Below are 25559 nucleotides of genomic sequence, written 5' to 3' on the forward strand. Positions count from 1 at the left end.
TGAGCCATGCTTCCAGACCGATCGGTTGACCGCGGCATCCCCGCGGAAACGACGAGCCTCGTGGGGCGGAGCCATGACCTGGCCCTGGCCCGCCTGCTCCTGACACGGACACGCCTGCTGACCGTGACGGGGACCGCCGGCATCGGCAAGACCCGTGTCGCCCGCCGGGCAGCGCGCGACCTCCAGTCCTCCTACCCGCACGGGGTCTGTCCGGTGGACCTCTCGCTCGTCCGGGACGGCTCCCTTCTTGTACAGGTCATCGCCCAGGCCCTGGATCTCCGGTGCCCGGACGCCGGCCGGGAGGGCTCTTTGACCGAGTACCTCGCCGACCGCCACCTGCTCCTGTTCCTCGACAACTGCGAACATCTCGCCGCCCACTGCGCACCGCTGGTCGGCGCCCTGCTCGCGGCAGCCCCGGACCTGAGGGTCCTGGCGACCAGCCGACACCAGTTGGGGGTGTACGGGGAGCACATCCTGGACCTGCGTCCGCTGGCCACCCCCGACCCGGACCGGTTGCCCGCGCCCGATTCCCTGCCCCGGTACGCCTCCGTGCAGCTCTTCGCCGAGCGTGCGGCGGCAGCGTCCGGAGGATTCCCGCGCCACCACGACGACTGGACGGCGGCCGGGCTGCTCTGCTCCAGGCTCGACGGCATCCCGCTGGCCATCGAACTCGCCGCCGCCTGGTTGCGCGTCCTGCCGGTCCGGCAGATCCTCGACCGCCTCGACCAGTGCACCCGTCTGCCCGCGCGGTCGGCCCCGACCGGCTCCGCCAGGCACCGGACGCTCCACGACGCGATCGACTGGAGCTTTCAGCTCTGCACCCCCGAAGAACGCCGCATGTGGACCGAACTGTGCGTCTTCCACGGCGGGTTCGGGCTCTGTGCGGTGGAGGCGGTGTGTTCCGTGGCCGGCCCCGCGCGCCACCACGCGCTCACCACCCTCGCGGCGCTGGTCGACAAGTCCCTGCTGATCCGGGAGGACCATCCGGATGAAGCCCGCTACCGCATGCTGGAGACCATTCGCTGCTACGGCCTCGGCCGACTGCGTGCGGACGGCCGTGAAGCACAGACCCGTCGACGCCACCTCGATCACTACCGCAGCCTCGTCGCGGACGGCGAGACGGACTGGTTCAGCCCCCGGCAGAGCGCCTGGTTCGCCCGCCTGCACCGGGACCAGGCCAACCTGCGGTCGGCCGTCGAGTTCGCGCTGACCGCTCCGGGTGAGGGAGAGGATGCCCTGGAACTGGTCGCCTCCCTCTGGAGCCACCACCTCGGCAGCGGCAGCCTGGAGGAGGAACGGCACTGGCTCGCACGCGCTCTCGCCCGCCACACCGCTCCGACTCCGGAGCGGGCCAAGGCCCTGTGGGCCGACTGCTGGCTTGCCCTGCTACGAGGCGACACGTCCACCGTCACCACCCGCATGGCCGAGTGCCTGGCTGTCTCCGAGGACCTGGGCCACGCGCCGATCCGGGCCCACGCACGGCAACTCATCGGCCTGCGCGCTCTATTACTGGACGATCTGAGCGGCGCGGTCGCCTCTCTCGAAGAGGCTCTGGAGCTCTACGCGACCGCAGGCGACCACGGCAACCAGTGGACGACCCTCTTCCTGCTCGCGGTCGCCTGCTCCCTGACCGGGCATCCTGATGCCGCCGACCGGGCACGCCAGAGCCTGGCTCTGTGCGACAGCCACGGTGCTCGCTGGTCGCGCTGCTACGCGTTGTGGCTGATCGGCCTCCAGGCCTGGTTACGGTCGGACACGGGCGAGGCCGTCGACGCGCTCAAGGACGCGTTGCGCACCGAAGAGCCGGAGCGCAACCTGCTGGCCGTCGCACAGTCACTGGAGCTGCTTGCCTGGATCGCCGCGGCCGACGGGTCCGCGGGGCACAGTGCCACCTTGTTGGGAGTGGTCAGAGCCCTGTGGCGACGGATCGGTATCGCGCGGCCTGCGCTCGGCCGCCTGCTGCGGCACCGCGGCGCCTGCGAGGAGCAGCTGCGGCGCGCCCTCGGCGCGCAACCGCTGGAGGACGCGCTGCGTGCCGGTGCGGAGATGCCCTTGGCCCGGGGTGTGGAAGCCGCCCTGGCATGGGAGCCCGCCGACACGTCGCAGGAGGGCGGCCCGCCGTCGCCGCTGACCCGGCGCGAGACGGAAGTGGTCGAGCTCCTCGTCCAGGGGTTGGCGGACAAGCAGATCGCCGCCCGACTGGTCATCTCGCCGCGCACCGTCGAGGGCCACGTCCAGCGGATCCTGGCCAAACTCGACCTGTCCTCCCGGGTCCAGGTCGTCACGTGGGCCGTCGGACTCGATCCGGCCGGAGAGCGGCGGGCCGCCGAAGCGCCCCCCTGGCAGAGTGCGTAGTTCCACCCGGTCGGGTCTGCCGGGTGAAACGGGTGGTAACGCGCTGCTGCGGCCCGCTGTCCGTGACGCAGACTGTGCCGTGCCTCCGGGTCCGAGCCAGGATCCGGTCCTGCCCCCTGGGCGTTCCGCGGAACGCCTCCCCGGGGCCGGAGCACGACCGGCTTCTCCCGGGGCGCCCCCGGCCGAGGCCGTGCGGGCACGTGCCTGCGCTCCCGCTGTGCCGAACCCTTCCCGTGCCGCGCAACGGGACCGCCCGGAGTGGACCACGTACCGGTGGTCTTCGAAGGCGGTCCCCACGTCGGTCGAAGAGCAGCGCATCCCCATGGTTGTCATGCACGCGACCGTCGTCGCGGATCTTCCCGACGGCGGCACCACCCCCACACCCGCCGGGCCGCGCCGCCCGGCACATCCCCGAGGAGTTCGCCTTGCCCGCGAGCCGTCGCACACTCCGCCTCCTCACGCCGCTGACCGCGGCTGCGCTCGCCCTGCCGCTCGTCGTCATGGCGCCACCCGCCGGCGCCGCCCCCGCGCCGGATCCCAAGCCCACGGCCTCGGTCGCTCTCGGCGACAGCTATATCTCCGGTGAAGCCGGCCGCTGGAAGGGCAACAGCCTGACCAACGCCCAGGACCGCGCCGGGACCGACCGGGCCTGGACCGGAAGCGGCTACGACCCGGCCCGGATCTACGGCGGGTCCGCAGCCAACGGCTGCGACCGCTCCGACGTTTCGGAGGTCCTCAGCGCGCCCACCGTCGCCGAGAAACAGATCAACCTCTCCTGCTCCGGTGCCGTCACCGCCAACGTTCCGCGCGCGACCCACGGCGGTCAGCCCCTCAAGGGCGAGGCGCCGCAGGCCGATCAGCTGGCCGCGGTGGCCGAACGGTACGACGTGCGGTTGATCACCCTGTCGATCGGCGGGAACGACCTCGGGTTCGCCGACATCATCTCCACCTGCGTGCAGGACTACCTGATCTGGTGGTCCTACTGCCATGACGACCAGCAGGACGCCGTCGACGCCCGCATGGGCAGGGCGATGGCGGGAGTGCGCCAGGCGATCGACGAGATCCGTGCGGTGATGACCACGGCCGGATACGCCGGCAACAGCTACCGGATCGTCCTGCAGTCCTACCCCTCGCCCATACCGCGCAGTTCGGAGAACCGCTACCCGGAGAGCGGGTGGAGCCGCTACAGCACCGGCGGCTGCCCGTTCTGGAACCTGGACTCCGACTGGGCCCGGGACCGCCTCGTCCCGCAGATCTCGCGCGAGATCTCCAAGGTCGCTGCCGCCAAGGGCGTCCAGTTCCTCGACCTGCGCGACATGCTGCAGGGACGGGAGGTCTGCTCCAGGGCCACCCGCATGGCCACCCCGAACACCCCGCCGACCGCGACCACCAGCGACTGGGCCCGCTTCCTCGACATCGGCTCCAGCACCCAGGGCACCATCGAGGAATCCTTCCACCCCAACTACTTCGCCCAACAGGCCCTCGGGCGTTGCCTCACGCTGCTCCACGCCGAACCGAACGGCAACTGGTCCTGCCGCAACACCAGCGGCCGCGACGCGAGCGGCATGTACCTCACGGCCGCCCCGTAGAACCACCGCCGAGGAGACGGCCGCCAAGGCGGTCGACGGCGACACCGGCGGAGGGAACAGCGACCCGTGGACGACGCAGGCAGGCGCGCGGCTCCGCGGATTCCACACCCCTCTTCCGCTCCAACGGAAGCCGGCCCCGGGGATCGGATGGAGCGGTGGGATTCGTGGGGCGCATCGTTGCCCTTCCCCCTGTTCGTGTATGCGGCCAAGGGGTGAATGCAGCGGCCACGGAAATGTGGGCGTGCGTCCGTAACGGGCCCAACCGATCACGGGACGGGGCGTGGTGCGGTGTGCGCTGTCGACGGCGGCGCACACCCCCGAGGGTCAGTCGTCCGAGCCCTGCCGAGCAGGAGGTGGACGGACCCGGCGGCGACCCTCCCGGCGATGGCCGCGGGCGCAGTGATCGCGGGGGACTTCGCACGGCGGGTCTCCGCCCGGTGACCGGCCGAGCGGAAATCCGCCAGGTGCCGAGAACCGGTGGGCGGACGGCACCACCCGCCGGTCACGGCGCCTCCTGCCCCCCTTGGGCTGCCGGTGCGCGTCCCATCGGGTGAAGACCCGGGGATGCGTGAATCCGCGGAGGCGAGGACCGGGGAAGGCACTGGTGGTCACACCCGCTCAGGGTGAGGCGACCACCCCTGTCCCCACACCGGAAAGCACACGCACATGCCTCTGAGGAAGACCACCCGCGCCGGGCGAGCACTGATGGCGCTCGGTGCCCTGACCATGGCGGGGCTCCTGCCTGCCACCGCTGACGCCGCCATCCTCAATTCCGACCTCGAAGTCATCAGGCTCGACCCCGACCCGGCCACACCCGGCTCCCTTACGACAGTGCACGCCATGATCGCCAATCTGGGGCCCGCCACGACCACGGCACGCTTCACCGTGAACGTCCAGTTGCCGGAGGGAACCACCGCGGAGGCGCCGTTCTACCCGGACAACTGCCACGTTCTTCCCGGCAGCCGGGGCAGGCGTGTCCGCTGCACCATGCCCGCAAGGCTCGCCCCGGAAAAGACGGTCACTGCGCTGATCCCTGCCCGGATCGGCGAAGACACCGCACTCGGAATCCTCAGCGGTGGCCTGGTACAGATCGTCGCTCCTCTCGACGACCGCACTCCCGACAACAACGAGGCACCCTTCACCGTCGCGGTCGTAGAGTAGGCGGATCCTGGCGGGTCCGACAGGTCGCTGCCGATTCGATCCCGCTGATCACGACTTGGATCGCCACGGCCCGGTCGGGTGACCCTGCCGCCCGCCCGGCATGCGGGCACAGCCGCCGGGTGCGGCTCGGCTTCACCGGTTTCCTCCCCGCACGGGTCGGTTCCGGCCCGGGAAGCGGGGGGGCCTGCCGAGCGACCGGTTTCGAGGCGATGGTGATCCGTTCCCGCCGGATGGCGGCCGCCTCCTTGGGCCGGGCGACGGCCTCCTCCCCGGAGATGGCCTGGTCGTTCGCCGAGGGCGGGTCATAGGCCTGCAGAGGCTGTGTCAGAGCACCCGACGGGGTCCGGGCCGTTGGACGCGCACGCGGATGCGGGTCTTCAGGTGCCGGGGGGAGAGCACGGCCGCAATCTGCGTGAGGACGCCGTGCGTCACCGCGGCCAGGACCTCACCGGGGTGGGCTCTGCTGTCCACGGTGAGGGTGACGGCCAGGGTCATCGTGGGCCCACGACCGGTCAGCCGGCAGCGGGCCCGCACGATCCCTGGGACGGCCGAGCATCCCGTTCGGACGGCACGGCGGACGGCCGCGCTGTCCAGGTGGCAGCCTGGCGCCAAAAGGGCCAGGCGGCGCGGAGCGCGGCGCGGGATCTGTGCGGTGAGCAGAACCAGGGAGGCCGCGAGGGCCAGCAAGCACACGAGGATCAGCAGCCCGGGCCCCGCTTGCCGCACCTGCCGGACTGCGGCGTCTGCGGCCTCGCTCTCGACCCTGCCTGCCATGGCGGCCGCGGCAGTGAGAAGGGCGAGGCCGGCGACGGCGAGCACCATCCGGTTGAACACCGTGCGGCTACCCATCTGCGACCTCCGCTCCAGGCCGGACGGTTCCCACAGGACGTGCCTCCCGGGCGCCGATGAGCACGAGCCGCACCTCGGGTTCCCCTGCCAGGCCCATGGACTCGACGGTCCGCGAGAGGACCTCGGCCGTCGCCTGGCGGAGTTCTGCAGGCCTGCCGAAGGCTGCTCGGGCCCGTACGGTGATCTTGCGGGTGGTGAAGCGGACGCTGCTCACCCGCAGTCCGGGTACTTCGGCGACGGCCGCCAGCACCCGACGGGCGGCGTGTTTCCGCGTCATCCGGGCCAGGACCGGGACCGGCTGCGGGCATCCGAGTGCCGACGTGCGCCGATGGCCGGGGGTGAGCGCCAGGAGGATCAGCCAACCCCCGGCGACGGCCGCCGCGAGGGCCGCAGCCGGGCGCACGAAGGAATGGCTTGCGGACGTGCGCGCCAGTTCCTCCGCCTGTTTCCAGGGTGGTGGGGGCATGCCGGGGGCATACCTGTGGCAGACGGTCCACAGCAGCAGGACCGACACGACCGCCGCGGCGGCACCCAGTCCTGCGGCGGCGGTCCCGCGTCGGGACCACGGCCGGCGTCCCGTGAACGGTGCCGGGACGGCGGCCTCCGAGCCGGGGCGGCCCGGTTCGGCGGTGAGCTTACGGACCCGGATGTACGCGGGCGCGACGTCCAGACCGGTCAAGTGCCGGGTCCGCCCGACCAGGTGGTCGTGGAGGTGGGCCATCCGGTTGATGCCGTCCGGCGGCGTGAGCGGCAGGTCCACGTCCACGGTCACCTCCACGGAACGTCCGGTCCTGCTCGCGGTGCTGCGAAGGACGTGCCCACCGGCCGGTACGGCGATTTCGGCGCAGGCCTGCCGGGCGATCTTGGCCGCCACCCGGTCGGACACGACGGTGACACCCCGCTGGGCGGGGCTCACCGCTGCCCGCGCTCGGCGACCAGGAGATCACGCAGATCCCCGCCCCGCTCGGTGTAGCGGCCGGCCGCGTAGCCGAGCCCGCCCAGGGCTGCGACCAAGAGGAACGCGCCGAAGCCGCCGAACCAGCCGGCGAAACCCAACGCCATCCCGACCACCATCCCGAGAACGTCCCTGCCCATGACCGTCTTCCCTTCCCTCATCGACGACGTGCCGTACCGTCCGCAGACGGATCCAGGTGCGGGCGTCAGGACACCCGCGCCTCGGCGGTGTCGTCCCCGTCATCGCCGGGCAGGTGGACGTCGGTGATCGCGATGTTCACCTCCACCACCTCCAGTCCGGTGATGCGCTCCACCGCGGCGATCACGTTCTCCCGGACATCGCGGGCCACGTCGGGGGCCGGGACGCCGTACTCCAGCACCAGCTCCACGTCGATGGCGGCCTGGCGTTCACCGACCTCGACCTTCACCCCGCGTCCGACGTTGGGCCGCCCGCCGGGCACCCGGTCGCGTACGGCGCCGAGCGTCCGGGACAGGCCGCCGCCCATGTCGTGGACACCGGGGATCTCCCGGGCCGCCCGTCCAGCGATCTTGACCACCACGGTGTCCGCGATCGACGTCCTGCCGCGGGTACCTGCGGGTTCGCTCACTTCGGTCCGGCCCGCCCCGGGCACCGTGCCGTTGGCGTGTTCCGGGCGGGCCAGAGTCTTCTCCTGCGGTGCGGTCATCGCTTCTCCCTGGACTGGTGCGTCTGCGGTTCGTACTCCTTTGACACCGCGAGACCGCCGTTCGTTACGGGACCTTTTGCCGTGAACGGGTGAACAGCAGTGCGGATCGGTGCGGCGTAACGAAAGCCGGGCAGGCGGTGTCAAAGCAGTGGAGGCTGGAAGGAGCTCGTGTTGAACGCTCGGTGGGGTCCGGACGACGATGAGGCCGAGGCGGGTGACCGGCTGTTGGCCGTCCGGGCGGCGGAAGGGGACGAGGAGGCGTTCGAGGTGCTGGTACACCGTCACTCCCCGGCCGTGCTGCAGCTCGCCGAACGCCTCATGGGCAGTCGGTCCGAAGCCGAGGACGCCGTCCAGGACGCCTTCGTCAGTGCCTGGCGCAGCCTGCCCGAGTACCGGGGCGAGGCCGGGTTCGGCACCTGGCTGCACCGCATCGTCACCAACCGGTGCCTGAACCTGCTGCGGGCCCGCAGACACGCCGCCGACCTCGACACCATCACCGAGCCCGCGGCACCCGAACACCAGTCCTCGCCCGCCCGCGCCGCCGAGTCGCACGCGGCCGTACGCGACCTCGCCCAGGCCATGGGTGCACTCTCCGCGGAACAGAAGGTCTGCTGGGTGCTGCGGGAGATCGAGGGCCAGCCCTACGAGACGATCGCCCACACGGTGGGGATCCGGCCCGAAGCGGCCCGCGCACGCGTCTTCAGGGCCCGCCGCATGCTGACGGAGGCGATGGCCGCATGGCGATGAACACCCCCGATTCCCACGACCCGTTCGAGGACGAAGACCTCGAACTCCTCGCCTGCGGGCGGGACCTGGCGACCGTGTGGGAGCAGGCCGGCACGGCGGAGACCGACCCCCACAACGCCGACTGCACCTACTGCCGGCAGGCCGTCGCGGACCTGGAACACCTGCGCGCCGCCCTTCCCCCGACGACCGCATCGTCCGCCGACATCGACACCGCCACCGTGGTGCGGCGGGTCATGGACGCGGTCCGCATGGAGCTGCGCCCGGGACGCAACCTGCCGCTGGGCGAGGCGGACGAGGACAGCTGGATCTATGAATCCGTGGCCGCCCGCACCCTGCGCACCGCCGCCGAGGAAGTGCCCGGAGTACTGGCCGCCAGTTGCCGCATCACCCCGCCCGGCAGCCGCACCAGCCCGGCACGCGGTCCCGTCTCCGTCCGCCTCGGCATCACCGCCGCCTACGGGCTCGACCTGCAGGCCACCACCCGTGCGGTATGCGAGAGCCTCGCCCGCGCCGCCCGGGACCGACTCGGCCTGGCCGTCGCGGACCTGCACGTCACCGTCACCGACCTCCACGAACCCTCCGACCCGTCACAGGAGGCCGGGCCATGAAGAGCGAACGGGCCAAGGACCTCGCCCTGATCGTCGCCGAAGCCGTCCTCGCCGTCCCGGGCGTCGCATGCCTGCGCCCCGGCCTGCGCAGCTTCCTGCACACAGCGGGCACCCGACCGTCCGCCGCCCGTGGCCCCGGGGCACCGGGGGCCGCGGTGCGCATCACCTTCGACTCCCAGGGGTCGGTTGCCGGGCTGCAGGTCGATGTGGTCGTCCGCGCACCACAGCAGGCGGCCCGTACGGCCAGGGCCGTACGGGCGGCGGCCGCCGAGGCGGCAGCGGCCACACCGGAGACGGTGAAGGTCACCGTCACCGGCATGGTGTAACCCTCCCCGCACAGCCGGCACCGCGCTCAGGGGAATCCGGGCCCCTTGTCGGCCGTGACGGCCGACGGGGGGGCCGTTGCCCGCCGGTGCGGGGGAAGGGCTGGTCCGGGTGGCCCGTGCCCGTCGAGTGCGGGCACGGGCCACCCGTTCAGGAGCGCCTCAGCTTGCTCTGCCGCTCGCGCGATGGCGGCGCGCGGGATGTCTCGGTTCCCTGAGCGTCAGGAAGAGCGCGAGGAGAAGGGGCACGGTCGTCATCACAACGAACGTCATCGTCCGGTTGCTCCCCGCGCGCAGGGGGCTTTCCGCAAGACCAGATCGCGGTCCAGGGCCAAGAGCCGGTGGACGGTCACGGATGTGGCCGTGTGGGACAGCGTGCGGCCGCGGCTGCACCAGCCGGAGAGGGCGCTGAGCAGCGCGGAGTCGCAGAAGGTGACGGCAGTGGTGTCGAGCTCGACATGCCGGTAGCCGTAGACGGCGGCCGCCGCCAGCGTGATCCGCAGGGGCGCGGCAGTGAAGTGGTCGACCTCACCCGTGAGCCGCACCCTCAGGACGTCGCCACCGGAAGTACAGCCGAGCTCTATGCCGGAGGTCTCCGTCTCGTCCGGGTCCGGCGGGGCAGCTATCGGGGAACTGATCAGGATGCTCACGCACCCACAACACCACCGGCCGGGCCCTGGGAAACGATGAAAACGCCCGCTTCACCCGGCCGGTGAGCAAGACGTGCGCACACGAGGGACCGCCCTTCCCGGCGCGTCACAAACCCGAGGCTGCGGTGTCGCCCCTCCCACCGGTGGGTGAAGCCGCTCCGCGGCCGCGTCACCCGGCATTTCGGTCAGGGCGCGCCGGTGTGCCCGTGCAGTGGCGCGCCGGCGGGTGGCGCTCCGCCCGGGCGGCTCAGGCCTGGCGGGCCGCGTCCCAGGAGCGCCACAGGGCGGCATAGGCACCGCCGGCCGCCAGCAGTTCGTCGTGGCTGCCGAGCTCGACGATGCGTCCGCCGTCCATGACCGCGATGCGGTCCGCGTCGCGTACCGTGTCCAGGCGGTGCACGATCGAGATGACCGTACGGCCCTCGATGAGCGCGGCGAGCGAGCGTTCCACCCGGCGCGACGCCGTGGAATCCAGCAGGGCGGTGGCCTCGTCGAGGACCAGCGCGCAGGGGTCGGACAACAGCAGCCGGGCGAGGGCAAGTTGCTGAGCCTGCGAGGGGGACACCAAGGCCGCGCCCGGCCCGATCTCGCTGTTCAGGCCGTCCGGCAGGGAGCGCACCCAGTCCGCGAGGAGGACGGTCTCCAGCGCCTTCCACAGCCGCGCGTCCGCCGCACTCGGCCCGGTGCCGTGCTCGGCGCCGCCCTCGGTACCGTGCTCCTTGCCGTCGGCCAGCAGCAGGTTGTCCTTCACCGTCCCGGTGAACACGTGCTGTTCCTGGGTGACGAGCACGATCTCCCGCCTCAGCTGGCCCACCGGCAGGCTGGTGATGTCGGCGCCGCCGATCCGCACGGTCCCCCGGGTGGCGTGGTGTACGCCTGCGAGCAGCTTGCCGAGAGTGGACTTGCCCGCGCCGGAGGCACCGACGACCACCAATCGTTCACCGGCGGCGATGTCGAGGTTGATGCCGGTGAGGACCTCGCGGCCCGGTCCGTACCCGAAGCGGACCTCTTCGAGGCTGATGGCATGGCCGTCGGTGGGGGCCGGCGGCTGCGGCACCTCGCGGGGCAACCGCTCGACGCCGAGGATCCGGCGCAGCGCGGCGTTGCCGATCTGGAGTTCGTCGGTCCAGGTGAGGAGGTCGTTCAGCGGCTCGCCGAGGGCCTGGACGTAGAGCACGACCGCGGTCAGCTCCGCCAGCCCGACCTCGCCCCGCTGGTAGGCGAGTCCGCCGATGAGCAGGGTGAGCGCCATCGGGACCATGGTGGCCAGGTCCAGGCTCGGGAACCAGATGGTCTGCAGCCACGTGGTGCGCTGCCGGGTGCGCACCACCCGGTCGACCGCCGTGCCGTGCCGCCGGAGCTGGCGCGGACCGAGCCCGAGGGCCTCGACGGTGGCGGCGCCGCGTGTGGTCTCGTGGGTGACGGCCAGCACGTCGGCCTCCTGCGCGAGGAGGAGCTCGTACGCGCGGGTGGCGCGCGGCCGGTACCACCACGTGGAGAGGACGGCGAAGGGTACGCCGGCCAGCAGGCCGAGGGCGAGCAGCGGTGAGGCCAGCAGGATGGCCGCGAAGGTGAAGAGCAGGGTGACGGCGGCCAGCGCGATGCGCGGGACGGCCTGCCGGATGCTCTCGTTCAGGCGGTCGGCGTCGGTGGTGGCGCGGCTGAGCAGATCGCCGGTGCCGACCGCCTCCACCTCGGACAGCGGAAGCCCGAGCACTCGGCGGACGAAGTTCTCACGGGTGCGGGCGAGGACGCGTTCGCCGAGCAGCGTGGCCCGGGTGCGGGCGGCGCGGGCGAGGAGGGCATGGCCGACCAGGATGGCGACGAAGGCGAGGGCGAGCATGTCGACGCGGCCGGTGGTGGTGCCGTCCTTGACCGACTCGACCAGGTGTCCCAGCAGTCGGGGGCCGATCAGACTCGCCACCAGAGCCGCGGCGAACAGCAGGAAGGTCGCGGCCAGTCGGCAGCCCTCGCCGCGGAGGAAGACGCGGGTCCAGGCGCGGACCTCGGCCCGGCCGGCGAGCGGGAGCCTGCCGCCGCCGGACGGTGCGGCGGCGGGGTCCGGGGCGGCTTCCAGGCGGGTGGGGGTGGTGGTCATGAGGGCACTCCTGCCGGGCGGTCGGTGCCGCCGGGGGCGGACTCCGCGTCGAGGCGGACCACGTGGTCGGCGGCGGCTCGCCACAGTGGGCTGTCGGTGAGGACCACGGTGGTCCGACCCGAGCGCAGGGCGGCGACCCGGTCGACGATGCGGGCCTCGGTGTGGGCGTCGACCGAGGCGGTGGGGTCCTCCAGAATCAGCAGGTCGGGTGCCGCGAACAGGGCGCGGGCGAGGATCAACCGCTGGCGTTGGCCGCCCGACAGGGCGCGGCCTCCCTCGTCCAGCCAGGCCTCCGGACCGCCGGGCAGGGCAGCGACGACGTCGGCGGCGTCGGCGGCGAACAGGGCCCGGTCCAGGGCCTCCCGCGAGCGGGCGGACCCGGCCGTCAGTTCCTCCCGTACGGTGCCGCTGAAGAGGACGTCGGCCGGACCGGAGCGCAGCAGCCTGGCGGACAGCTCCTCGGGATCCGCCCGGTCCAGGGCTACCCCGCCGAGCCGGACGGCCGAGGGGCCGCCGCGGGCGCCGGGGCGGCTGAGGCGGTCGGCGAGCTCGCCCGTACGGTCGGCGGGAGCGGTGACCACGGTGAGGCGGCCGGCGGCGGCGGTCAGGCCGGTGTCCGCATCGGCCAGTGCGAGGGCCCCGGGCGGCAGGGCAACGGGATGGGCGGGGCGGACGGTCTCGGGGGCCAGCCGCAGCAGGTTGCAGACCCGGCCGGCCGCGACCTTGGCGAGGCTGAGGGTCTCGGCGGCTTCGGTGGCCGTGCTGACCGGCAGGGTGAGGAAGGCGGAGGCGCCGTAGAACGCGACGAGTTCACCGGCGGTGATGGTGCCGTTCAGGGCGAGACGGGCGCCGAGCCAGACGATGCCGACGGTGACCAGTCCCGGCAGGAGGACTCCGGCCGCCTGGAGCCAGGCCTCCATCCGGCCGGCCGACTCACCGGCCCGGCGCACCTGCTGGCTGGTGCGCCGGAAGCGCTCGGCGAAGCCGGCCTCTCCGCCGATGCCGCGCAGGATGCGCAGCCCGGCCACGATGTCGCCGGCCTGGGAGGTGGCGATGCCCATCTGCTCGCGCTGGGCTTCGTCGCGTTCCTGGAGGGGCCTCAGCAGGGGGCCGATCCCAAGGACGGCGGCGGGGACACCGATGAGCACGGCCAGCCCGAGGACCGGCGAGGTGAGGGTGAGGGCGACGGCCACCACCACGGCGGCGACCACCGCCCCGACGGTGCGGCCGACGACCTCGAAGGCGTTGCCGATGCTCTCCACGTCGGCCGTGGCGGAGGCGGCCACGTCCCCTGAGCGGGCCTTGCCGCGCAGGGTGGCGCCGAGCCGCACGACCTGACGCATCAGCACCCGGTGCGTGACCGACAGGGCGTGGGCCTCGGCGCCGACGGCGGCCTGGATGAGGCCGGCGCCGGCGAGGGCCTGGAGGAGGCCGAGGCCGAGGGCGAGCAGCGACCACAGGTAGAGCCCGGTCTGACCGGTGTTGCGCCCGGCTTCGTCGATGGCCCGCCCGAGGACCAGCGGGATCAGCGCCAGGGGGACCATCCAGAGGGCGCCGAGCACAGCGGCGAGGACCAGCGGCCGGGGGCGGATCCGTGCCAGCCACCACAGGTAGGCCCAGGGGCCGCCGGCCTGCGCCTCGGGGACGGCGGCAGGGGCGACCGAGGCGTCGAAGAGTCGGTTGGTCACAGGTACCGGTCCCGGGTGCCCGCACGGTCGACCTTCCCGGTACGCGTGTGCACCAGCTCGGGCACGGCGACGATCCGGTCGGGCACGAGGGGGCCGGGGACGGCGGCCCGCAGTTGCTCGCGCAGGGCCGCGGCGTCGTCGTCGGCGCGCTGTCCGCCGGCCACCGGGTCCGGTTCCCGCGGCACGCCCCGTACGCCGACTGCCCCGGGACCCCCGGTCACCCCCGTCCGGTCGGTCGTCCCGGTCGTTTCGGGCGCGAGGACCACGAAGGCGACCAGGACCGTGTGCTCGCCCTTGGCGTGCGCCACGGCGGCGACGGCGGTGACGCCGGGAAGCCGCCCCACGGCTCCTTCGACGTCCAGCAGGTCCACGCGATGCCCGCGGATTTTGACCTGGTGGTCGATGCGTCCGTGGAAGACGAGCGAACCCTCGGCGTCCTCGGTGACGAGGTCTCCGGTGCGGTACCACCGGTCGGTGCCGCTGCCGGGGTCGGTTTCGACGAACCGGGCGGCGGTGCGCTCGGGGTCGTCGACGTACCCGGTGGCCAGTTGGGGTCCGGCCACGAGGAGTTCGCCGGGCCCGTGCGGCACGTCGGGCCGGGACACCACGGCCTGCCGGACGGAAGGCAGCGGTCGACCGATCGGTACACCGTCCGGGAATGCCGCGGCCGCACCCGGGCCGGCGAGCACGGCGCTATGGGTGACCAGCGCGGTTTCGGTGGACCCGTAGGTGTTGAGCAGGACGACGTGGTCGGCGCCGAGCCGCCGCCAGCGCTCCAGCATGTCCGGCCGGACGGCCTCGCCGCCGATCACGACGGTCTCGACGGAGCCGGGCAGGGCGCGGCCGGTGTCGAGCAGATGGCCGGTGTAGAGGTGCCAGTAGTCGACGGGCAGGTTGACGAGGGTGACCTCGTGGTCGGTCAGGACCCGGTCGAGGTCGGCCTCACTGTCCTCGTCGAGGATGACGAGCCCGCCGGCCAGCAGGGTCGGCAGGATCTCCTCCAGGCTGGTGTCGCCGTCCGCCCGGTGGAAGTTGAGCGCCACCGTGCCGGGGCCGACCCCGTACTGCCGGCCCAGGTGCGGCAGGACCGCGTGGAGGGCGCCGTGCGGGACGACGGCCGCCTTGGGGGCGCCGGTGGAGCCGGAGGTGAACAGGACGTAGGCCGGGTCCTGCGGCCGGACCGACTCGCCGGCCTCGGGCAGGGGCGCTTTGGAGCGGCCCCAGTTGGGCCGCAGGACGCGGTCGACGGCGGGCAGCCGGCCGGACTCGGCGGTGGCGACCAGCTCCCGACAGCCGAGTGCGCGCAGGGCTGCCTCGGTGTGCTCGACCGGCTCGTCGGCGAGGGGGACGTAGCCCCGGCCGGCGGCCAGGACGCCGAGGACCGCCGCGATGTCGCGGACGCTGTGGTGCGTCTGGACGGCCACCACCGGTCGGCCGGCCGCCGGGCCGCGGGCGGCCACGAGGTCCGCGACCGCCCCTGCCCAGCGGGCCAGCTGGCCGTATCCGACGGTCACGCCGTTGTCGACGACGGCGGGCCGGTCCGGGTCCGAGCGGGCGATGGCGAAGAAGGGGTCCAGCATGCTGGGCAAGGTCATGGCAGGTGTCTTCCGGTCCGTCCGTGCGGCGGTCAGCGGGTGGGGGCCTCGGCGTCCGGCGCGCCGGGGGCGGCCAGGGCGTCCACGAGGGTGACGAGGGCATGGCGGTGGCGGGCGGCGAGCGCGCGTACGGTCGCCGCCTCGTGCAGGGCCGTAGAGTACCACCATTCGACGCGCAGGGCCCCGTCCTCCGTGGTGGCGATGACCTCGACGGCATGGGGGCGGGTCCAGTGCGGGGCGGTGATGTCTCCGACCGGTTCCGGGGCCACGTCCGGCAGGAGGGTGCCCAGGGGCAGGGTGTCGGCGTCGTCGCCCTCGAAGTCGTAGGAGACGTCGCTGGGCGGTGCGGCACGCAGCACGGCGGCGATCCGCGGCCGGCCGTGCCGGGCGAGCGCGCCGTGGCCCACGCCGCCGCCGGGGAGGGCGGCGAGGTGGCTCACGGTCGTGGCCAGGCGTTCGGCCGGGGTGGCGGCGGCCAGATCCAGGCGGACGGGGACGGTGGTGGTGAACCAGCCGGTGGTGCGGGCCAGATGGGTGTCCCCGACGGTCTCCTCGCGGCCGTGGCGCAGCACGTCCACGCGGACCGCGGGTTCGCCGAGCCGTTCGGCCAGGATCTCGCCCAGGGCGTGCAGGACGAGGTCGCCGGCGTGGGCGCGGTGGGCGCGGGCCGCCGTCCGCAGGCGTGCGGTGAGCTCGGCGGGGAACTCCTCGCGGTGGATGGCCGCGGTGGCGGCGGTGTTCACGGCCCGCGGGTCGGCCACGGGGTGGTCCGGGGGCAGGGTGGCGGGGGTGCGGGCCACCTCGGTCCACCACTGCGCCTGCTCCTCCGCCTCGGGGGTGCGGGCGTGGGCCGCGAGGGCCCGCGCCCACTCCGGGTAGGCGGTGCCCTCGGTGGGCCACACGTCGTGGCGGCCCTGTTCGAGAGCGGTGTACACCTCCTCCAGGTCGGCGAGCAGGACGGACCAGGACACCATGTCGATCGCGATCTGGTGGATGACGATCAGCAGCCGGCCGGCCCGGGCGGGTCCCGCGTCGAAGCGGACGAATCGGGCCACGCGGCCCCGGCCCGGGTCCAGGGAGCGCTGTTCGACGGCGCAGCGCAGGGCGACCGCGGCCGAGAGGTCGGCGTCGGCCAGCTCGGAGACGTCGACGGTGTCGAGCGCTGCTCCGAGGGCGGCGCCGGGCGGACCGTCGGTGTCCAGAGCGGCGGTCTGCTGCCGGGGGCGACGGGCCGGGCGGTCCTCGACGGCCAGCCGGAGCGAGGCGTGGCCGGCGACGAGCCGGCGGACGGCCTCGGCGAACAGGCCGGGGTCGATCCCCGGTTTGGTGGTGAAGAGCAGGGCCTGGTTCCACTGGCCGCGCTCGCCGGTCTGCTCCTCCCACGCCTGTTCCTGGGAGGGGGTGAGGACGACGGGCCCGTGGGCGGCGCCGGGCGGGGCGGTCTCGGCCCCGCCGCGCAGGGCGGCCCGCCCGGCGACGAGCGCGGCGAGCCCGGCGGTGGTCAGCCCGGGGGCGAACATCTCGCGCAGCTGTACCCGTACGCCGAAGGACGCCTCGATGCGGCGGGCGGTGCGGATCAGGTCGAGGGAGTCCACGCCGAGGTCGATCAGCGGGCCGGTGGGGTCGGCACCGGGGTCGAGCACGGCTTCGGCGAGCCAGCCCGCGAGCAGGGCGCGGATCTCCTCCTCGGGCGGGCCTCCGGGGGCGGTGGCCCCGGCCCGGGCGTCGGGGTCCGCGACCTCGGGGTCCGGGGCGCCGGGGGCGCCCTGCTGCCGTACCGGGGCGGTCACGCGCCGGCCTCCCCCGGGAATCCGGCGGGACGGCGTATCAGGAACGGGCCGAGGGCGAGGGCGTCCAGCGGCAGCCGGTGGAAGGTGGCGAGGGCGTCGCGGGGGCTGCACACGACCGGCTCGTCACGGCCGTTGAAGGAGGTGTTCATGATGACGGGGGTCCCGGTGTGCCCGCCGACCGCGCCGATGAGGCGGTGGTAGAGCGGGTCGACCGCGGCCGAGACGGTCTGCGGGCGGGTGGTGCGGTCGCTGTGGACGACGGCGGGCATGGCCGCGGCGCCGGCCTCGGTGACGGGCGTGGTGACGATCATGTAGGGCAGGGGGGTGGCGGTGCCGATCAGGGCCTCGGCGGCCTCCTCCTGCATGCTCGGCGCGAACGGCCGCCAGGCCTCGCGGTCCTTGATGCGTACGTTGACCCGGTCGCGGGTGGACTCCGGGTCGGGTACGGCGACCAGGCTGCGGTGTCCCAGGGCGCGCGGGCCGCCCTCGGCACGGCCCTGGAACCAGCCCGAGACCCCGCCCGCGGCCAGTACGTCGGCGGTGGCGGCGGCGATGTCGGAGGGCTCGGTGTAGGAGGTTCCGGAGGCGTCCAGGATCCGGCGGATCTCGTCGGGGGACCACTGCGGGCCCCAGGCGACCGAGCCGTCCATGGGCCGGATGCGGTCGCCCTCCTGGGCGGCGACCCAGACCGCGGCGCCGAGCGACACGCCCTGATCGCCGGCGAGGGGCTGCACGAAGAGGTCGTGGACCTCGGGCATCCGCATGATCTTGCCGTTGAGGGTGGCGTTGAAGCCGACGCCACCGGCGATCAGCAGCGTGGTCTCGCCGGTCTCCCGGAGCAGGCCGCGGACCAGCCCCATGACGGCGCGCTCCAGCGCGGCCTGGGCGGTGGCGGCGATGTCGCGGTACTCGAAGGGGTCCCGGTCGGTGACCCTGGCGTAGCGGCCGGTGCTGGGGTCGAAGCGGCGCACCCGGTGGTTGGGGGTCTCGGGGAGGGTCTTCTCCAGGTGCTCCATCCAGTACCGGATGGTGGCGGTCTCCTCGTCCGTGGTGCCCGTGGAGCGCAGGTCGGGAGGGACGACGCCGATGGTGAAGTCCTCGTCGGTGAAGCCGAAGGCGCCGCCGAAGCCCAGGTCGCCGGGGGTGCCGTAGGAGGCCAAGCCCATCATCTTGCCCGCGGCGTCGGCGCCGAGGCCGGCGTACTCGCAGACGGCGGCGTAGAAGTAGCCCAGCGACCAGCCCGGGGTGTGCGCGCGCAGTGTCTTGATCTCGCCGTCGATGCCGACGGCGAGGGTGGTGCTCTCGTTCTCTCCCTGGCCGTCCAGGACGAGGATCGCGCCGCGGTCCCGGCCGGAGAGGTGGTAGGCGCTGGCGGCGTGCGCGATGTGGTGGTTGACGAAGGTCAGCCGCGGGTCGCGGGTCCGCGGGAAGAGCGCCTTGGGCAGGAGGTGTTCGAGGGCGGCCGCTTCGCTGTCGAACCAGTCAAGCCCGCGATCCGCGAACAGGGTCGGCAGGTCCCAGCCGTGGGCGACCACGTCGATGTCGTCCAGGGTGAGACCGCCCTCCGCGAGGCAGTGGGCGGCCGCGTGGAGGGGCGCTTCACCGTAGGCGTGCTTGTTGCGGGTGAAGCGTTCCTCCTCGGCGAGGGCGATGACCTCGCCGTCCACGACGAGGCAGGCGGCACCGTCGTGGCTGGCGCCGGGCCAGCCGTTGACTCCGAGCACACGCATGATCAGTCCCCAAGGGTCGGTCGGCATCCGCCGGATCCGCCTCGGGCCCGTGGGGCGCTCGGCGTCCGGTCACGCCAACGGATCTTGTCGGTCCGACGGGTTGTACACGACCTGGGAGTTTGTGCGGAGATCCGCGGCGAAGATAGCGGACGCCGCCTTCAGCACCGCGTTGGCGTGCCGCAGTTGCTCGACCTCGCGGCGCAGCCGCCGCAGTTCGGCCCGCTCGTCGGCGGTCAGCGCGCTCTGGGCGGGGCGGCGCGCGGCGGCGACGGGCGGGGCGACGGCGCGGGCCGCGGCGCCCGGCTCGGTCCGTCGGGCCGCGGCGGCGGAAGCGCCCGCTCCGGGGCGGCGGCCGGCCGTCGGCCGGGTGGGGGGCAGGCCGTTCCCCGGCTGGCCCCGGACGGGGACATCGCGTCCTTCCAGGGCCGCGCTGAGGCGGTACCAGCGGCGGGTCCACGCTTCCGGATCGCCCTCGCAGGCGGCCACGTAGGCGAGCGTCACCTTCAGGGAGGGCTTGTGCAGTCCGCGGGCCGCCTCGGCGAGGGTGGCCACGGAGTAGTGGGCTCGTTGCGCCATGATCCGGTAGGAGGGGTTCCCGGCCTGCTTGCGCAGAGCGCGCAAGGTGTGGGCGAACTCCTCCAGCGGTCCGGCTGTGGGGTCTAACAACCGCTCTGGCCTGGGCATGCCTCTCCCCTGAATGTTCGACGGTGCCGGGTGAAGCGCCGGCTCTCCCGTGCCGTACAACCTGGTCAACGGCGTACGGATCCGACACGAGAACCGGTCCGACGCGCCGGGCGCGACGGGAAACCATCACACCGGATCTCTCGGACATTGGTACATGCCACTGACATATCCATCAATCTGCAATCGACGCTTCCGGCCACGCGGAGGGCGGTTCGTCCGAATGAGACTCCTCGCATCGAGACCGCCGCATCGTCCGTTCGCAAGCGTTCCCCGGACGTTCCCCTTCCCGCCCCGGAACGCCGCGCCGCGCGGGTGCCCGCCCGTTCGTTGCCCGCACAACCATCCGCCTTCGGCGGTCTTTTGTACAGGGGCACTCGGCCCGAGTGCCCCGTACAACCGCCCCTCGTGTACAACGCCGGGGCTCTGCAAGATCGGTTGCTGTCAGGCGATACGGCCGAAACCGACGGGAATGGGTGGCGGGTGGTGGACACAGCACGCGGCCAGACGGAACCGGCAGCACTCCAGGACGTCTACGAGTACCGGAGCAGTCGGCTCGTGGAACCGGACTGGCGGCGCTTCCCCGGATGGCGCGAGGTCACCGAGGCGGAGTGGGCGGACCCGCAGTGGCAGCGCGCCCACTGCGTCAAGGACGCGAAGGGACTGCGCGCGGTCGTCGGCGGCCTGCTCGACGAGACGTTCTACGAGGACTGGGAACGGGACAGGCTGCACCGCGCCACCATGTCGGTGCTGCTACCGCCGCAGATGGTCAACACCATCGCCCCGGAGGCCGCGGCGGCCCGCCCGGGCGAGCTGACCAAGGCCTTCTACGACGACCCGGTGCGCCGCTACATGCTGCCGGTGTTCTCCGACCGGCAGCCGCAGTGGCCCTCGCACCCGATGGCCAGCCGGGACTCGCTGCACGAGCAGGACATGTGGGTGGTGGAGGGACTGACCCACCGCTACCCCACCAAGGTGCTGGCCGAGTTGCTCTCGACCTGCCCGCAGTACTGCGGGCACTGCACCCGTATGGACCTGGTGGGCAACTCCACCCCCCAGGTCACCAAGAACAGGCTCCAGCTCAAGCCCGTCGACCGGGCCGAGCGGATCCTGGAGCACCTGCGCTCCTCCCCCGGCATCCGGGACGTGGTGGTGTCCGGCGGCGACCTGGCCAACATGCCCTGGCCGCGGCTGGAGCGCTTCGTGGACGGGCTGTTGGACATCGAGTCGGTCCGCGACATCCGCCTCGCCAGCAAGGGGCTGATCGGACTGCCCCAGCACTGGAACTCCGCGCCCGTGCTCCAGGGCGTCGAACGCATCGCCCGCAAGGCCCGCTCGCGCGGCGTGCGCGTCGCGCTGCACACCCACGCCAACGCCGCGCAGCAAGTGACGCCCGCAGTGGCCCGGGCCTCCTGGGCCCTCCTGGGCGCCGGTCTGCACGACGTACGCAACCAGGGCGTACTGATGCGCGGGATCAACGACAACGCGCACGACCTGCTCGACCTCTGCTTCGCGCTCATCGACCACGCAGGCATCACTCCCTACTACTTCTACATGTGCGACATGATCCCGAACGCCGAGCACTGGCGGGTACCGCTGCACCGCGCCCAGCTGATTCAACATCAGATCCTGGGCTACCTGCCGGGGTTCTCCACCCCGCGGATCGTCTGCGACGTACCGATGGCCGGCAAGCGGTGGGTGGACCAGGCCGACTCGTACGACCGCGAGCTCGGGGTGTCGCACTGGAGCAAGAGCTACCTCACCCCGCTGGAAGCGGCGGACCCGGACGCCCACAGCGGCTCCTACCACTACTACGACCCCATCGACACGCTCCCGCTCTCCGGGCAGCGCTGGTGGCGGGAAGCCCGTCAGGGGTAGAGAAGGGACAGTTGCACAGCATGAGCAGTCTCCGTCCACGGCGTGAAGACCCTCCGGTGCTGGAGGAGTGGTACCGCCGGCACCTCGGCCCGGACATCCACGACATCAGCTCCAGCGGCGTCCACCCGTACACCTTCGCCGAGATACGCGACCTGTGCCGCATCCCGGCCGCCGACCTCGACGACATCGTCATGGACGACAGCGTCTCGCAGGGCGGCGCCGGCATCCGCCAGGCCATCGCCGACCGCTATGCCGGCGGCGACGCCGACCGGGTCCTCGTCACGCACGGGTCCAGCGAGGCCATCGCGCTGACGCTGAGCGCCCTGCTGCACCCGGGCGACCGGGTCGTCGTCCAGCAGGGCATCTATCACTCCCTGGGCCACTACCCGCGGGCGGGCGGCTGCGACGTCCTCGAACTGCCGGCGCGGGCCGTGCGCGACGGCGAGATCGACCCGGAAGTGCTGGACGACCTGGTCACCCCCGGCACCGCCGCGGTGATCGTCAACTTCCCGCACAACCCCAGCGGCGTCACGCTGTCCCCGCAGGGCCTCAAGGCGCTGACGGAGCGCACCGCGGCCACCGGCGCCGTGCTCGTGTGGGACGCCGCCACCGCCGAGATCGCCCACCGCTGGGAGGTGCTGGCGGACCCCGGTGCGGAGGGCGGCGACACGGTGTCCTACGGCACCTTCTCCAAGACCTTCGGCCTGCCCGGTCTGCGGGTGGGCTGGGCCGTCGCGCCGAAGGAGCTGATCACCGCCACCTTCCCGCTGCGCGACCGGACCACGCTCTTCCTCTCCCCCTTGGTCGAGCTGGTCGCCGAGCGTGCCATGCGGCACGCCGACGAGCTCATCGGCCGCCGGGCGGCCGAGGCCCGGCGCAACCTCGCGCACCTGACGGAGTGGATGGCCGGGCACGAGGAACTGGTCCGCTGGACCCCGCCGGAGGGCGGCGTGTGCGCCCTGCCCGTCTTCCGGGAGCTGGAGGAGACCGAGGCCGGACCGGAGGCGGTGGAACGGTTCTGTCTGGAACTGCTGGCCCGCCACCGCACCCTGCTGGTACCCGGCACCGCCTTCGGCGCACCGCACGGCGCCCGGCTCGGCTTCGGCGGCCCGGAGGAGGGCTTCCGGGCCGGTCTCGCAGGGCTGTCGGAATTCCTGCTGGCGCGGAGGGCCGGACGGTGAAGGCCGTGACCGAGCCCGACGTGCTCGACCTGTGGGAGCACTCGGTCCGCGAACACGCCGACGGGCCCGCCCTCGTGACCCCGCACCGGGTACTGACCTACCGGGACGCGGACCGGCTCACCGACGCCTGGGCCGGCTTCCTCGCGGAGCGCGGCGCGGGCCCGGGAGAGCTGGTGGGCCTGGCCTTCGGCGACCCCGCCCGTACGGTGCTCGGCATGCTGGCCGCGCTCAAGGCGGGCGCCGGATTCACCGTCCTGGACGACCGGCTGCCACCCGCCGCCCGCACGGCACTGGTCGCCCGCACCGCCGCCGCGGTGTGGCTGGGCGACGGGGCGCACGCGCCCGAAGGGGCCCACGTACCGCACGGCCCCGCCGATGACGCGGCCACAGAGCCCGAGCGCCCGGTGCGCCGGGCCGGCGGATCCGACGTGGCGTACGTACTGTTCACCTCCGGCTCCACCGGCCGGCCCAAGGGCACGGTGGTCGAGCGGGACGCGCTGCGCCGCTTCGCCGCGGCGGTCGCGAGCCGGCTGGAACTGACCGCGCACGACCGCTGGCTCCAGGTGGCCTCGCTGGGCTTCGACGTGCTGATCGAGGAGGTGTTCCCCGCGTTCGCCGCGGGCGCGGCCGTGGTGTGCCGCGAGGACACACGGGCGCTGGACGCCGAGGAGCTGCACATCGCGCTGGCCCGGACTCGGATCACCGTGGTCGAACTGTCCACCCAGTACTGGCTGGAGTACGCCCGCTGGCTGGACGGGAACGGCGCGGCCACACCGAAGACGCTGCGCACCGTGGTGGTGGGCGGCGAGCGGATGGACCCGGCCCCCTACCGGCGCTGGCAGGCACGCCAGCCCGCCGCCCTCGCCCACGTCTACGGGCTGACCGAATGCACCGTCAGCTCCACCTTCTACACCGGTCTGCTGCCCTCCGACGCCGAGGAGGTGCCGCTCGGCACCGCCCTGCAGGACGTGGAGATCAGCATTCGGCAGAACGGCCGCCCGGTCCCGGACGGCGGGACCGGGGAGATCCACATCGGTGGTCCGCTGCTGGCCCGCGGCTTCCTCGACGACGAGGAGGCCACCGCCATCCGGTTCGTGCCCGACCCGTACGCCGCCCGACCCGGCGCCCGCTTGTACCGCACGGGGGACCTGGGCCGGATCGGCCCGGACGGGCAACTGGTCTTCCTCGGCCGGGTCGACGACCAGGTCAAGATCCGCGGTCACCGGCTGGAGCCGGCCCGTGTGGAGCGCGCCCTGTGCGAGGGCGGCGGCGTCGGCCAGGCCGTGGTCTTCCCCGACCCGGAGACCGGCACCGTCCTGTGGGCGTTCACCGTGCCGGCCGACCCGGCGGCGGCGCCGCTGCCCGGCGAGGCCGTCCGGCTCACGGGCGCCGACCGGGACGCCCTCGTGGCCCCGCTGGAGGCACAGCTGCCCGACTGGGCGGTGCCGCGGGTGCTGTACCGGGTGTCCGTCCTGCCGAAGAACCCGCACGGCAAGGTCGACAAGCGGCGGTTGGCCACGTGGGCGGCCACGGCTTCCGCCACCTCCGGCACGCCGGCGGCAGCGTCGACCGCGGAAGCCCCGGGGATCGCGCAGGAGCCGCTGAACGGGGTGCTGGCCCTCTTCCGCGAGGTCCTGGACGCCCCCGGTCTCGGCCCCGACGACAACTTCTTCGACCACGGCGGGCAGTCCCTGCTCGCCCTGCGCCTGCTCGCGCGCCTGCGCGAGTCCCAGCCCGCCGCCGCCGGGCTGAGGGCGAGCGCGCTCTTCACGGCCCCGACCCCCCGGCTCCTCGCCGAGGCGCTCGCCGGCCGCGCGGTCGCCCACCCCTGACCAACACCTGTCCGGCGGGAGGGGATCCCTCCCCGTCCCGCGCAGCCGTACCACCCGAGGGCCCGCGGCCCGGCTCCGACCGCCCGCGAGCAGCAACCATCCCCCGACCACTCAGCGAGAGTTGGCATGTCGAACCTCACCGACCAGTCCACACCCGGCTACACCCTGACCGCCGACGAGGCATCCTCCATCGCGGAACTCGACCTCGAACTGGCGTCCTCCTACCCGTCCTTCGGCGACTCCGTGCTGCTGCGCGACCTACCGCGGCTCGCGGCCCGGCTGCCCGAAGGCGTGCAGCACTTCCTGCGCGACTTCAAGCTGGCCGACCGCCACGGCCACGCCGTGATCCGCGGTCACGATTTCGACCAGCTGCGCATCGGCCCCACCCCCGACCACTGGCGGGGCCGCGGACGGCCCGGTCCGGAGTTCCCCGAAGAGCTGCTGCTGATGCTGTACTCGGCGCTGCTCGGCGAGCCCTTCGGCTGGGCCACACAGCAGGACGGGCACCTCGTGCACGACATCTTCCCGATCCGCCAGCACGAGAACGACCAGCTCGGCATGGGCAGCAAGGAGCTGCTGACCTGGCACACCGAGGACGCCTTCCACCCCTACCGCAGCGACTACCTGATCCTCGGCGCGCTGCGCAACCCCGACCACGTGCCCACCACGGTCGGTGAGCTGGACCTGTCCTCCCTGTCGGCCGAGGACATCGACATCCTCTTCGAGCCGCGGTTCTACATCGCGCCCGACGAGTCGCACCTGCCGAAGAACAACACGATCGCCTCCGAGGAGGAGGCGGCCCGGTTCACCACCATTCAGCGCATGATCGACGAGCGGCCGCTCGGCCCGCTGCTCTACGGCTCTCGGCTGGACCCGTACATGCGCCTCGACCCGTACTTCACCTCCGTACCCGAGGACGACACCGAGGCCCGGCGGGCGTACGACGCACTGTTCAAGGTGGTCGACGCCGGGATGCGGGAAGTGGTCGCGGACCAGGGCGACGTGCTCTTCATCGACAACCACCGGGCCGTGCACGGCCGGCTGCCGTTCCAGGCCCGCTACGACGGCACCGACCGCTGGCTGAAGCGGGTCTGCGTGACGACGGACCTGCGCCGCTCCCGCGAGATGCGGGCCACGGCCGCCACCCGGCTCCTGGGCTGACGC

Annotated in this window: 21 protein-coding genes; 10 read left to right on the plus strand and 11 right to left on the minus strand. The window is 73.2% G+C overall.

Features of this window, described 5'->3' with window-relative positions; translation table 11 throughout:
* Positions 1-60 precede the first annotated feature (60 nt).
* From AW27_RS03035 to AW27_RS03045, 3 genes are all read left to right on the plus strand, one after another.
* Positions 61-2355 carry an ATP-binding protein gene (locus AW27_RS03035; RefSeq protein ID WP_052030090.1) on the plus strand — a complete coding sequence of 765 codons (2295 nt, stop codon included), beginning with the start codon at positions 61-63 and terminating at the stop codon, positions 2353-2355.
* Between the two features lie 425 nt (positions 2356-2780).
* Positions 2781-3944: a GDSL-type esterase/lipase family protein gene (locus AW27_RS03040; RefSeq protein ID WP_037916706.1), complete on the plus strand. Its 1164-nt coding sequence runs from the start codon at positions 2781-2783 to the stop codon at positions 3942-3944.
* A gap of 705 nt (positions 3945-4649) precedes the next feature.
* A complete protein-coding gene (locus AW27_RS03045) occupies positions 4650-5105 on the plus strand; it encodes a hypothetical protein (RefSeq protein WP_037916704.1) in 456 nt (151 codons plus the stop codon).
* A 324-nt stretch (positions 5106-5429) separates the two neighbouring features.
* Here AW27_RS03045 and AW27_RS03050 read toward each other — a convergent pair whose 3' ends face one another.
* The 4 genes from AW27_RS03050 to AW27_RS03065 form a co-directional block, all read right to left on the minus strand.
* The gene (locus AW27_RS03050) at positions 5430-5954 is read right to left on the minus strand and encodes a hypothetical protein (protein WP_052030089.1); all 525 of its coding nucleotides are present in this window, start codon (positions 5952-5954) and stop codon (positions 5430-5432) included.
* Complete coding sequence (locus AW27_RS03055) at positions 5947-6840, minus strand: DUF6286 domain-containing protein (RefSeq protein WP_157840173.1); 894 nt, start codon at positions 6838-6840, stop codon at positions 5947-5949. Before AW27_RS03055 ends, AW27_RS03050 begins: the two co-directional genes overlap by 8 nt.
* A 26-nt stretch (positions 6841-6866) precedes the next feature.
* Positions 6867-7049 (minus strand): hypothetical protein, encoded by a 183-nt coding sequence (locus tag AW27_RS03060; RefSeq protein ID WP_037916696.1) that lies wholly within the window; start codon positions 7047-7049, stop codon positions 6867-6869.
* A 65-nt stretch (positions 7050-7114) separates the two neighbouring features.
* Positions 7115-7594 carry an Asp23/Gls24 family envelope stress response protein gene (locus AW27_RS03065; RefSeq protein WP_037916693.1) on the minus strand — a complete coding sequence of 160 codons (480 nt, stop codon included), beginning with the start codon at positions 7592-7594 and terminating at the stop codon, positions 7115-7117.
* A 171-nt stretch (positions 7595-7765) separates the two neighbouring features.
* Here AW27_RS03065 and AW27_RS03070 point away from each other — a divergent pair, with 171 nt between their 5' ends.
* Genes AW27_RS03070 through AW27_RS03080 form a run of 3 tightly spaced genes read left to right on the plus strand, consistent with a single transcriptional unit; the run spans position 7766 to position 9275 of the window.
* Entirely contained in the window at positions 7766-8341 is a 576-nt protein-coding gene (locus tag AW27_RS03070) for an RNA polymerase sigma factor (RefSeq protein ID WP_052030088.1), read from the plus strand.
* Positions 8332-8949, plus strand: a complete 618-nt coding sequence (locus AW27_RS03075; protein ID WP_052030087.1) for an Asp23/Gls24 family envelope stress response protein — start codon at positions 8332-8334, stop codon at positions 8947-8949. The genes AW27_RS03070 and AW27_RS03075 overlap by 10 nt, the downstream gene beginning before the upstream one ends.
* Positions 8946-9275: a hypothetical protein gene (locus AW27_RS03080; protein ID WP_037916690.1), complete on the plus strand. Its 330-nt coding sequence runs from the start codon at positions 8946-8948 to the stop codon at positions 9273-9275. The genes AW27_RS03075 and AW27_RS03080 overlap by 4 nt, the downstream gene beginning before the upstream one ends.
* A gap of 266 nt (positions 9276-9541) precedes the next feature.
* Here the strand turns inward: AW27_RS03080 and AW27_RS03085 are convergent, their stop codons facing one another.
* From AW27_RS03085 to AW27_RS03115, 7 genes are all read right to left on the minus strand, one after another.
* Positions 9542-9922 carry an STAS domain-containing protein gene (locus AW27_RS03085; RefSeq protein WP_037916689.1) on the minus strand — a complete coding sequence of 127 codons (381 nt, stop codon included), beginning with the start codon at positions 9920-9922 and terminating at the stop codon, positions 9542-9544.
* 247 nt (positions 9923-10169) lie between these two features.
* Positions 10170-12020, minus strand: coding sequence for an ABC transporter ATP-binding protein (locus tag AW27_RS03090; RefSeq protein ID WP_037916686.1), 1851 nt, complete (start codon positions 12018-12020; stop codon positions 10170-10172).
* Complete coding sequence (locus AW27_RS03095) at positions 12017-13708, minus strand: ABC transporter transmembrane domain-containing protein (protein WP_037916683.1); 1692 nt, start codon at positions 13706-13708, stop codon at positions 12017-12019. The genes AW27_RS03090 and AW27_RS03095 overlap by 4 nt, the downstream gene beginning before the upstream one ends.
* Positions 13705-15303: an AMP-binding protein gene (locus tag AW27_RS03100; protein WP_037916680.1), complete on the minus strand. Its 1599-nt coding sequence runs from the start codon at positions 15301-15303 to the stop codon at positions 13705-13707. The genes AW27_RS03095 and AW27_RS03100 overlap by 4 nt, the downstream gene beginning before the upstream one ends.
* A 32-nt stretch (positions 15304-15335) precedes the next feature.
* Positions 15336-17093 (minus strand): condensation domain-containing protein, encoded by a 1758-nt coding sequence (locus tag AW27_RS03105; protein ID WP_037916679.1) that lies wholly within the window; start codon positions 17091-17093, stop codon positions 15336-15338.
* Positions 17090-18823, minus strand: a complete 1734-nt coding sequence (locus AW27_RS03110; RefSeq protein WP_037918181.1) for a carbamoyltransferase family protein — start codon at positions 18821-18823, stop codon at positions 17090-17092. The genes AW27_RS03105 and AW27_RS03110 overlap by 4 nt, the downstream gene beginning before the upstream one ends.
* 69 nt (positions 18824-18892) lie before the next feature.
* Entirely contained in the window at positions 18893-19507 is a 615-nt protein-coding gene (locus AW27_RS03115) for a helix-turn-helix domain-containing protein (RefSeq protein ID WP_078555887.1), read from the minus strand.
* 483 nt (positions 19508-19990) lie between these two features.
* Between AW27_RS03115 and AW27_RS03120 the strand changes: the two genes are divergently transcribed.
* From AW27_RS03120 to vioC, 4 genes are all read left to right on the plus strand, one after another.
* The gene (locus AW27_RS03120) at positions 19991-21382 is read left to right on the plus strand and encodes a KamA family radical SAM protein (protein WP_037918177.1); all 1392 of its coding nucleotides are present in this window, start codon (positions 19991-19993) and stop codon (positions 21380-21382) included.
* A 20-nt stretch (positions 21383-21402) separates the two neighbouring features.
* Entirely contained in the window at positions 21403-22563 is a 1161-nt protein-coding gene (vioD, locus tag AW27_RS03125) for a capreomycidine synthase (RefSeq protein WP_078555885.1), read from the plus strand.
* A 5-nt stretch (positions 22564-22568) separates the two neighbouring features.
* Entirely contained in the window at positions 22569-24395 is a 1827-nt protein-coding gene (locus tag AW27_RS03130; protein ID WP_236647473.1) for an amino acid adenylation domain-containing protein, read from the plus strand.
* A gap of 126 nt (positions 24396-24521) precedes the next feature.
* The gene (gene vioC / locus AW27_RS03135; protein ID WP_052030086.1) at positions 24522-25556 is read left to right on the plus strand and encodes an arginine beta-hydroxylase, Fe(II)/alpha-ketoglutarate-dependent; all 1035 of its coding nucleotides are present in this window, start codon (positions 24522-24524) and stop codon (positions 25554-25556) included.
* Positions 25557-25559: the final 3 nt, after the last annotated feature.

Origin of the sequence: Streptomyces sp. PCS3-D2, from assembly GCF_000612545.2 — a bacterium.
In the GTDB taxonomy this organism is placed as follows: domain Bacteria; phylum Actinomycetota; class Actinomycetes; order Streptomycetales; family Streptomycetaceae; genus Streptomyces.

What these genes read in the sequence shown, in the direction of transcription:
- AW27_RS03075 (WP_052030087.1), top strand. Translation starts at nt 8,332, where the DNA reads ATGGCGATGAACACCCCCGATTCCCACGACCCGTTCGAGGACGAAGAC.
- AW27_RS03100 (WP_037916680.1), bottom strand. Translation starts at nt 15,303, where the DNA reads ATGACCTTGCCCAGCATGCTGGACCCCTTCTTCGCCATCGCCCGCTCG.
- AW27_RS03115 (WP_078555887.1), bottom strand. Translation starts at nt 19,507, where the DNA reads ATGCCCAGGCCAGAGCGGTTGTTAGACCCCACAGCCGGACCGCTGGAG.
- AW27_RS03065 (WP_037916693.1), bottom strand. Translation starts at nt 7,594, where the DNA reads ATGACCGCACCGCAGGAGAAGACTCTGGCCCGCCCGGAACACGCCAAC.
- AW27_RS03090 (WP_037916686.1), bottom strand. Translation starts at nt 12,020, where the DNA reads ATGACCACCACCCCCACCCGCCTGGAAGCCGCCCCGGACCCCGCCGCC.
- AW27_RS03045 (WP_037916704.1), top strand. Translation starts at nt 4,650, where the DNA reads ATGGCGCTCGGTGCCCTGACCATGGCGGGGCTCCTGCCTGCCACCGCT.
- AW27_RS03050 (WP_052030089.1), bottom strand. Translation starts at nt 5,954, where the DNA reads ATGGGTAGCCGCACGGTGTTCAACCGGATGGTGCTCGCCGTCGCCGGC.
- vioC (WP_052030086.1), top strand. Translation starts at nt 24,522, where the DNA reads ATGTCGAACCTCACCGACCAGTCCACACCCGGCTACACCCTGACCGCC.
- AW27_RS03080 (WP_037916690.1), top strand. Translation starts at nt 8,946, where the DNA reads ATGAAGAGCGAACGGGCCAAGGACCTCGCCCTGATCGTCGCCGAAGCC.
- AW27_RS03110 (WP_037918181.1), bottom strand. Translation starts at nt 18,823, where the DNA reads ATGCGTGTGCTCGGAGTCAACGGCTGGCCCGGCGCCAGCCACGACGGT.
- AW27_RS03060 (WP_037916696.1), bottom strand. Translation starts at nt 7,049, where the DNA reads ATGGGCAGGGACGTTCTCGGGATGGTGGTCGGGATGGCGTTGGGTTTC.
- vioD (WP_078555885.1), top strand. Translation starts at nt 21,403, where the DNA reads ATGAGCAGTCTCCGTCCACGGCGTGAAGACCCTCCGGTGCTGGAGGAG.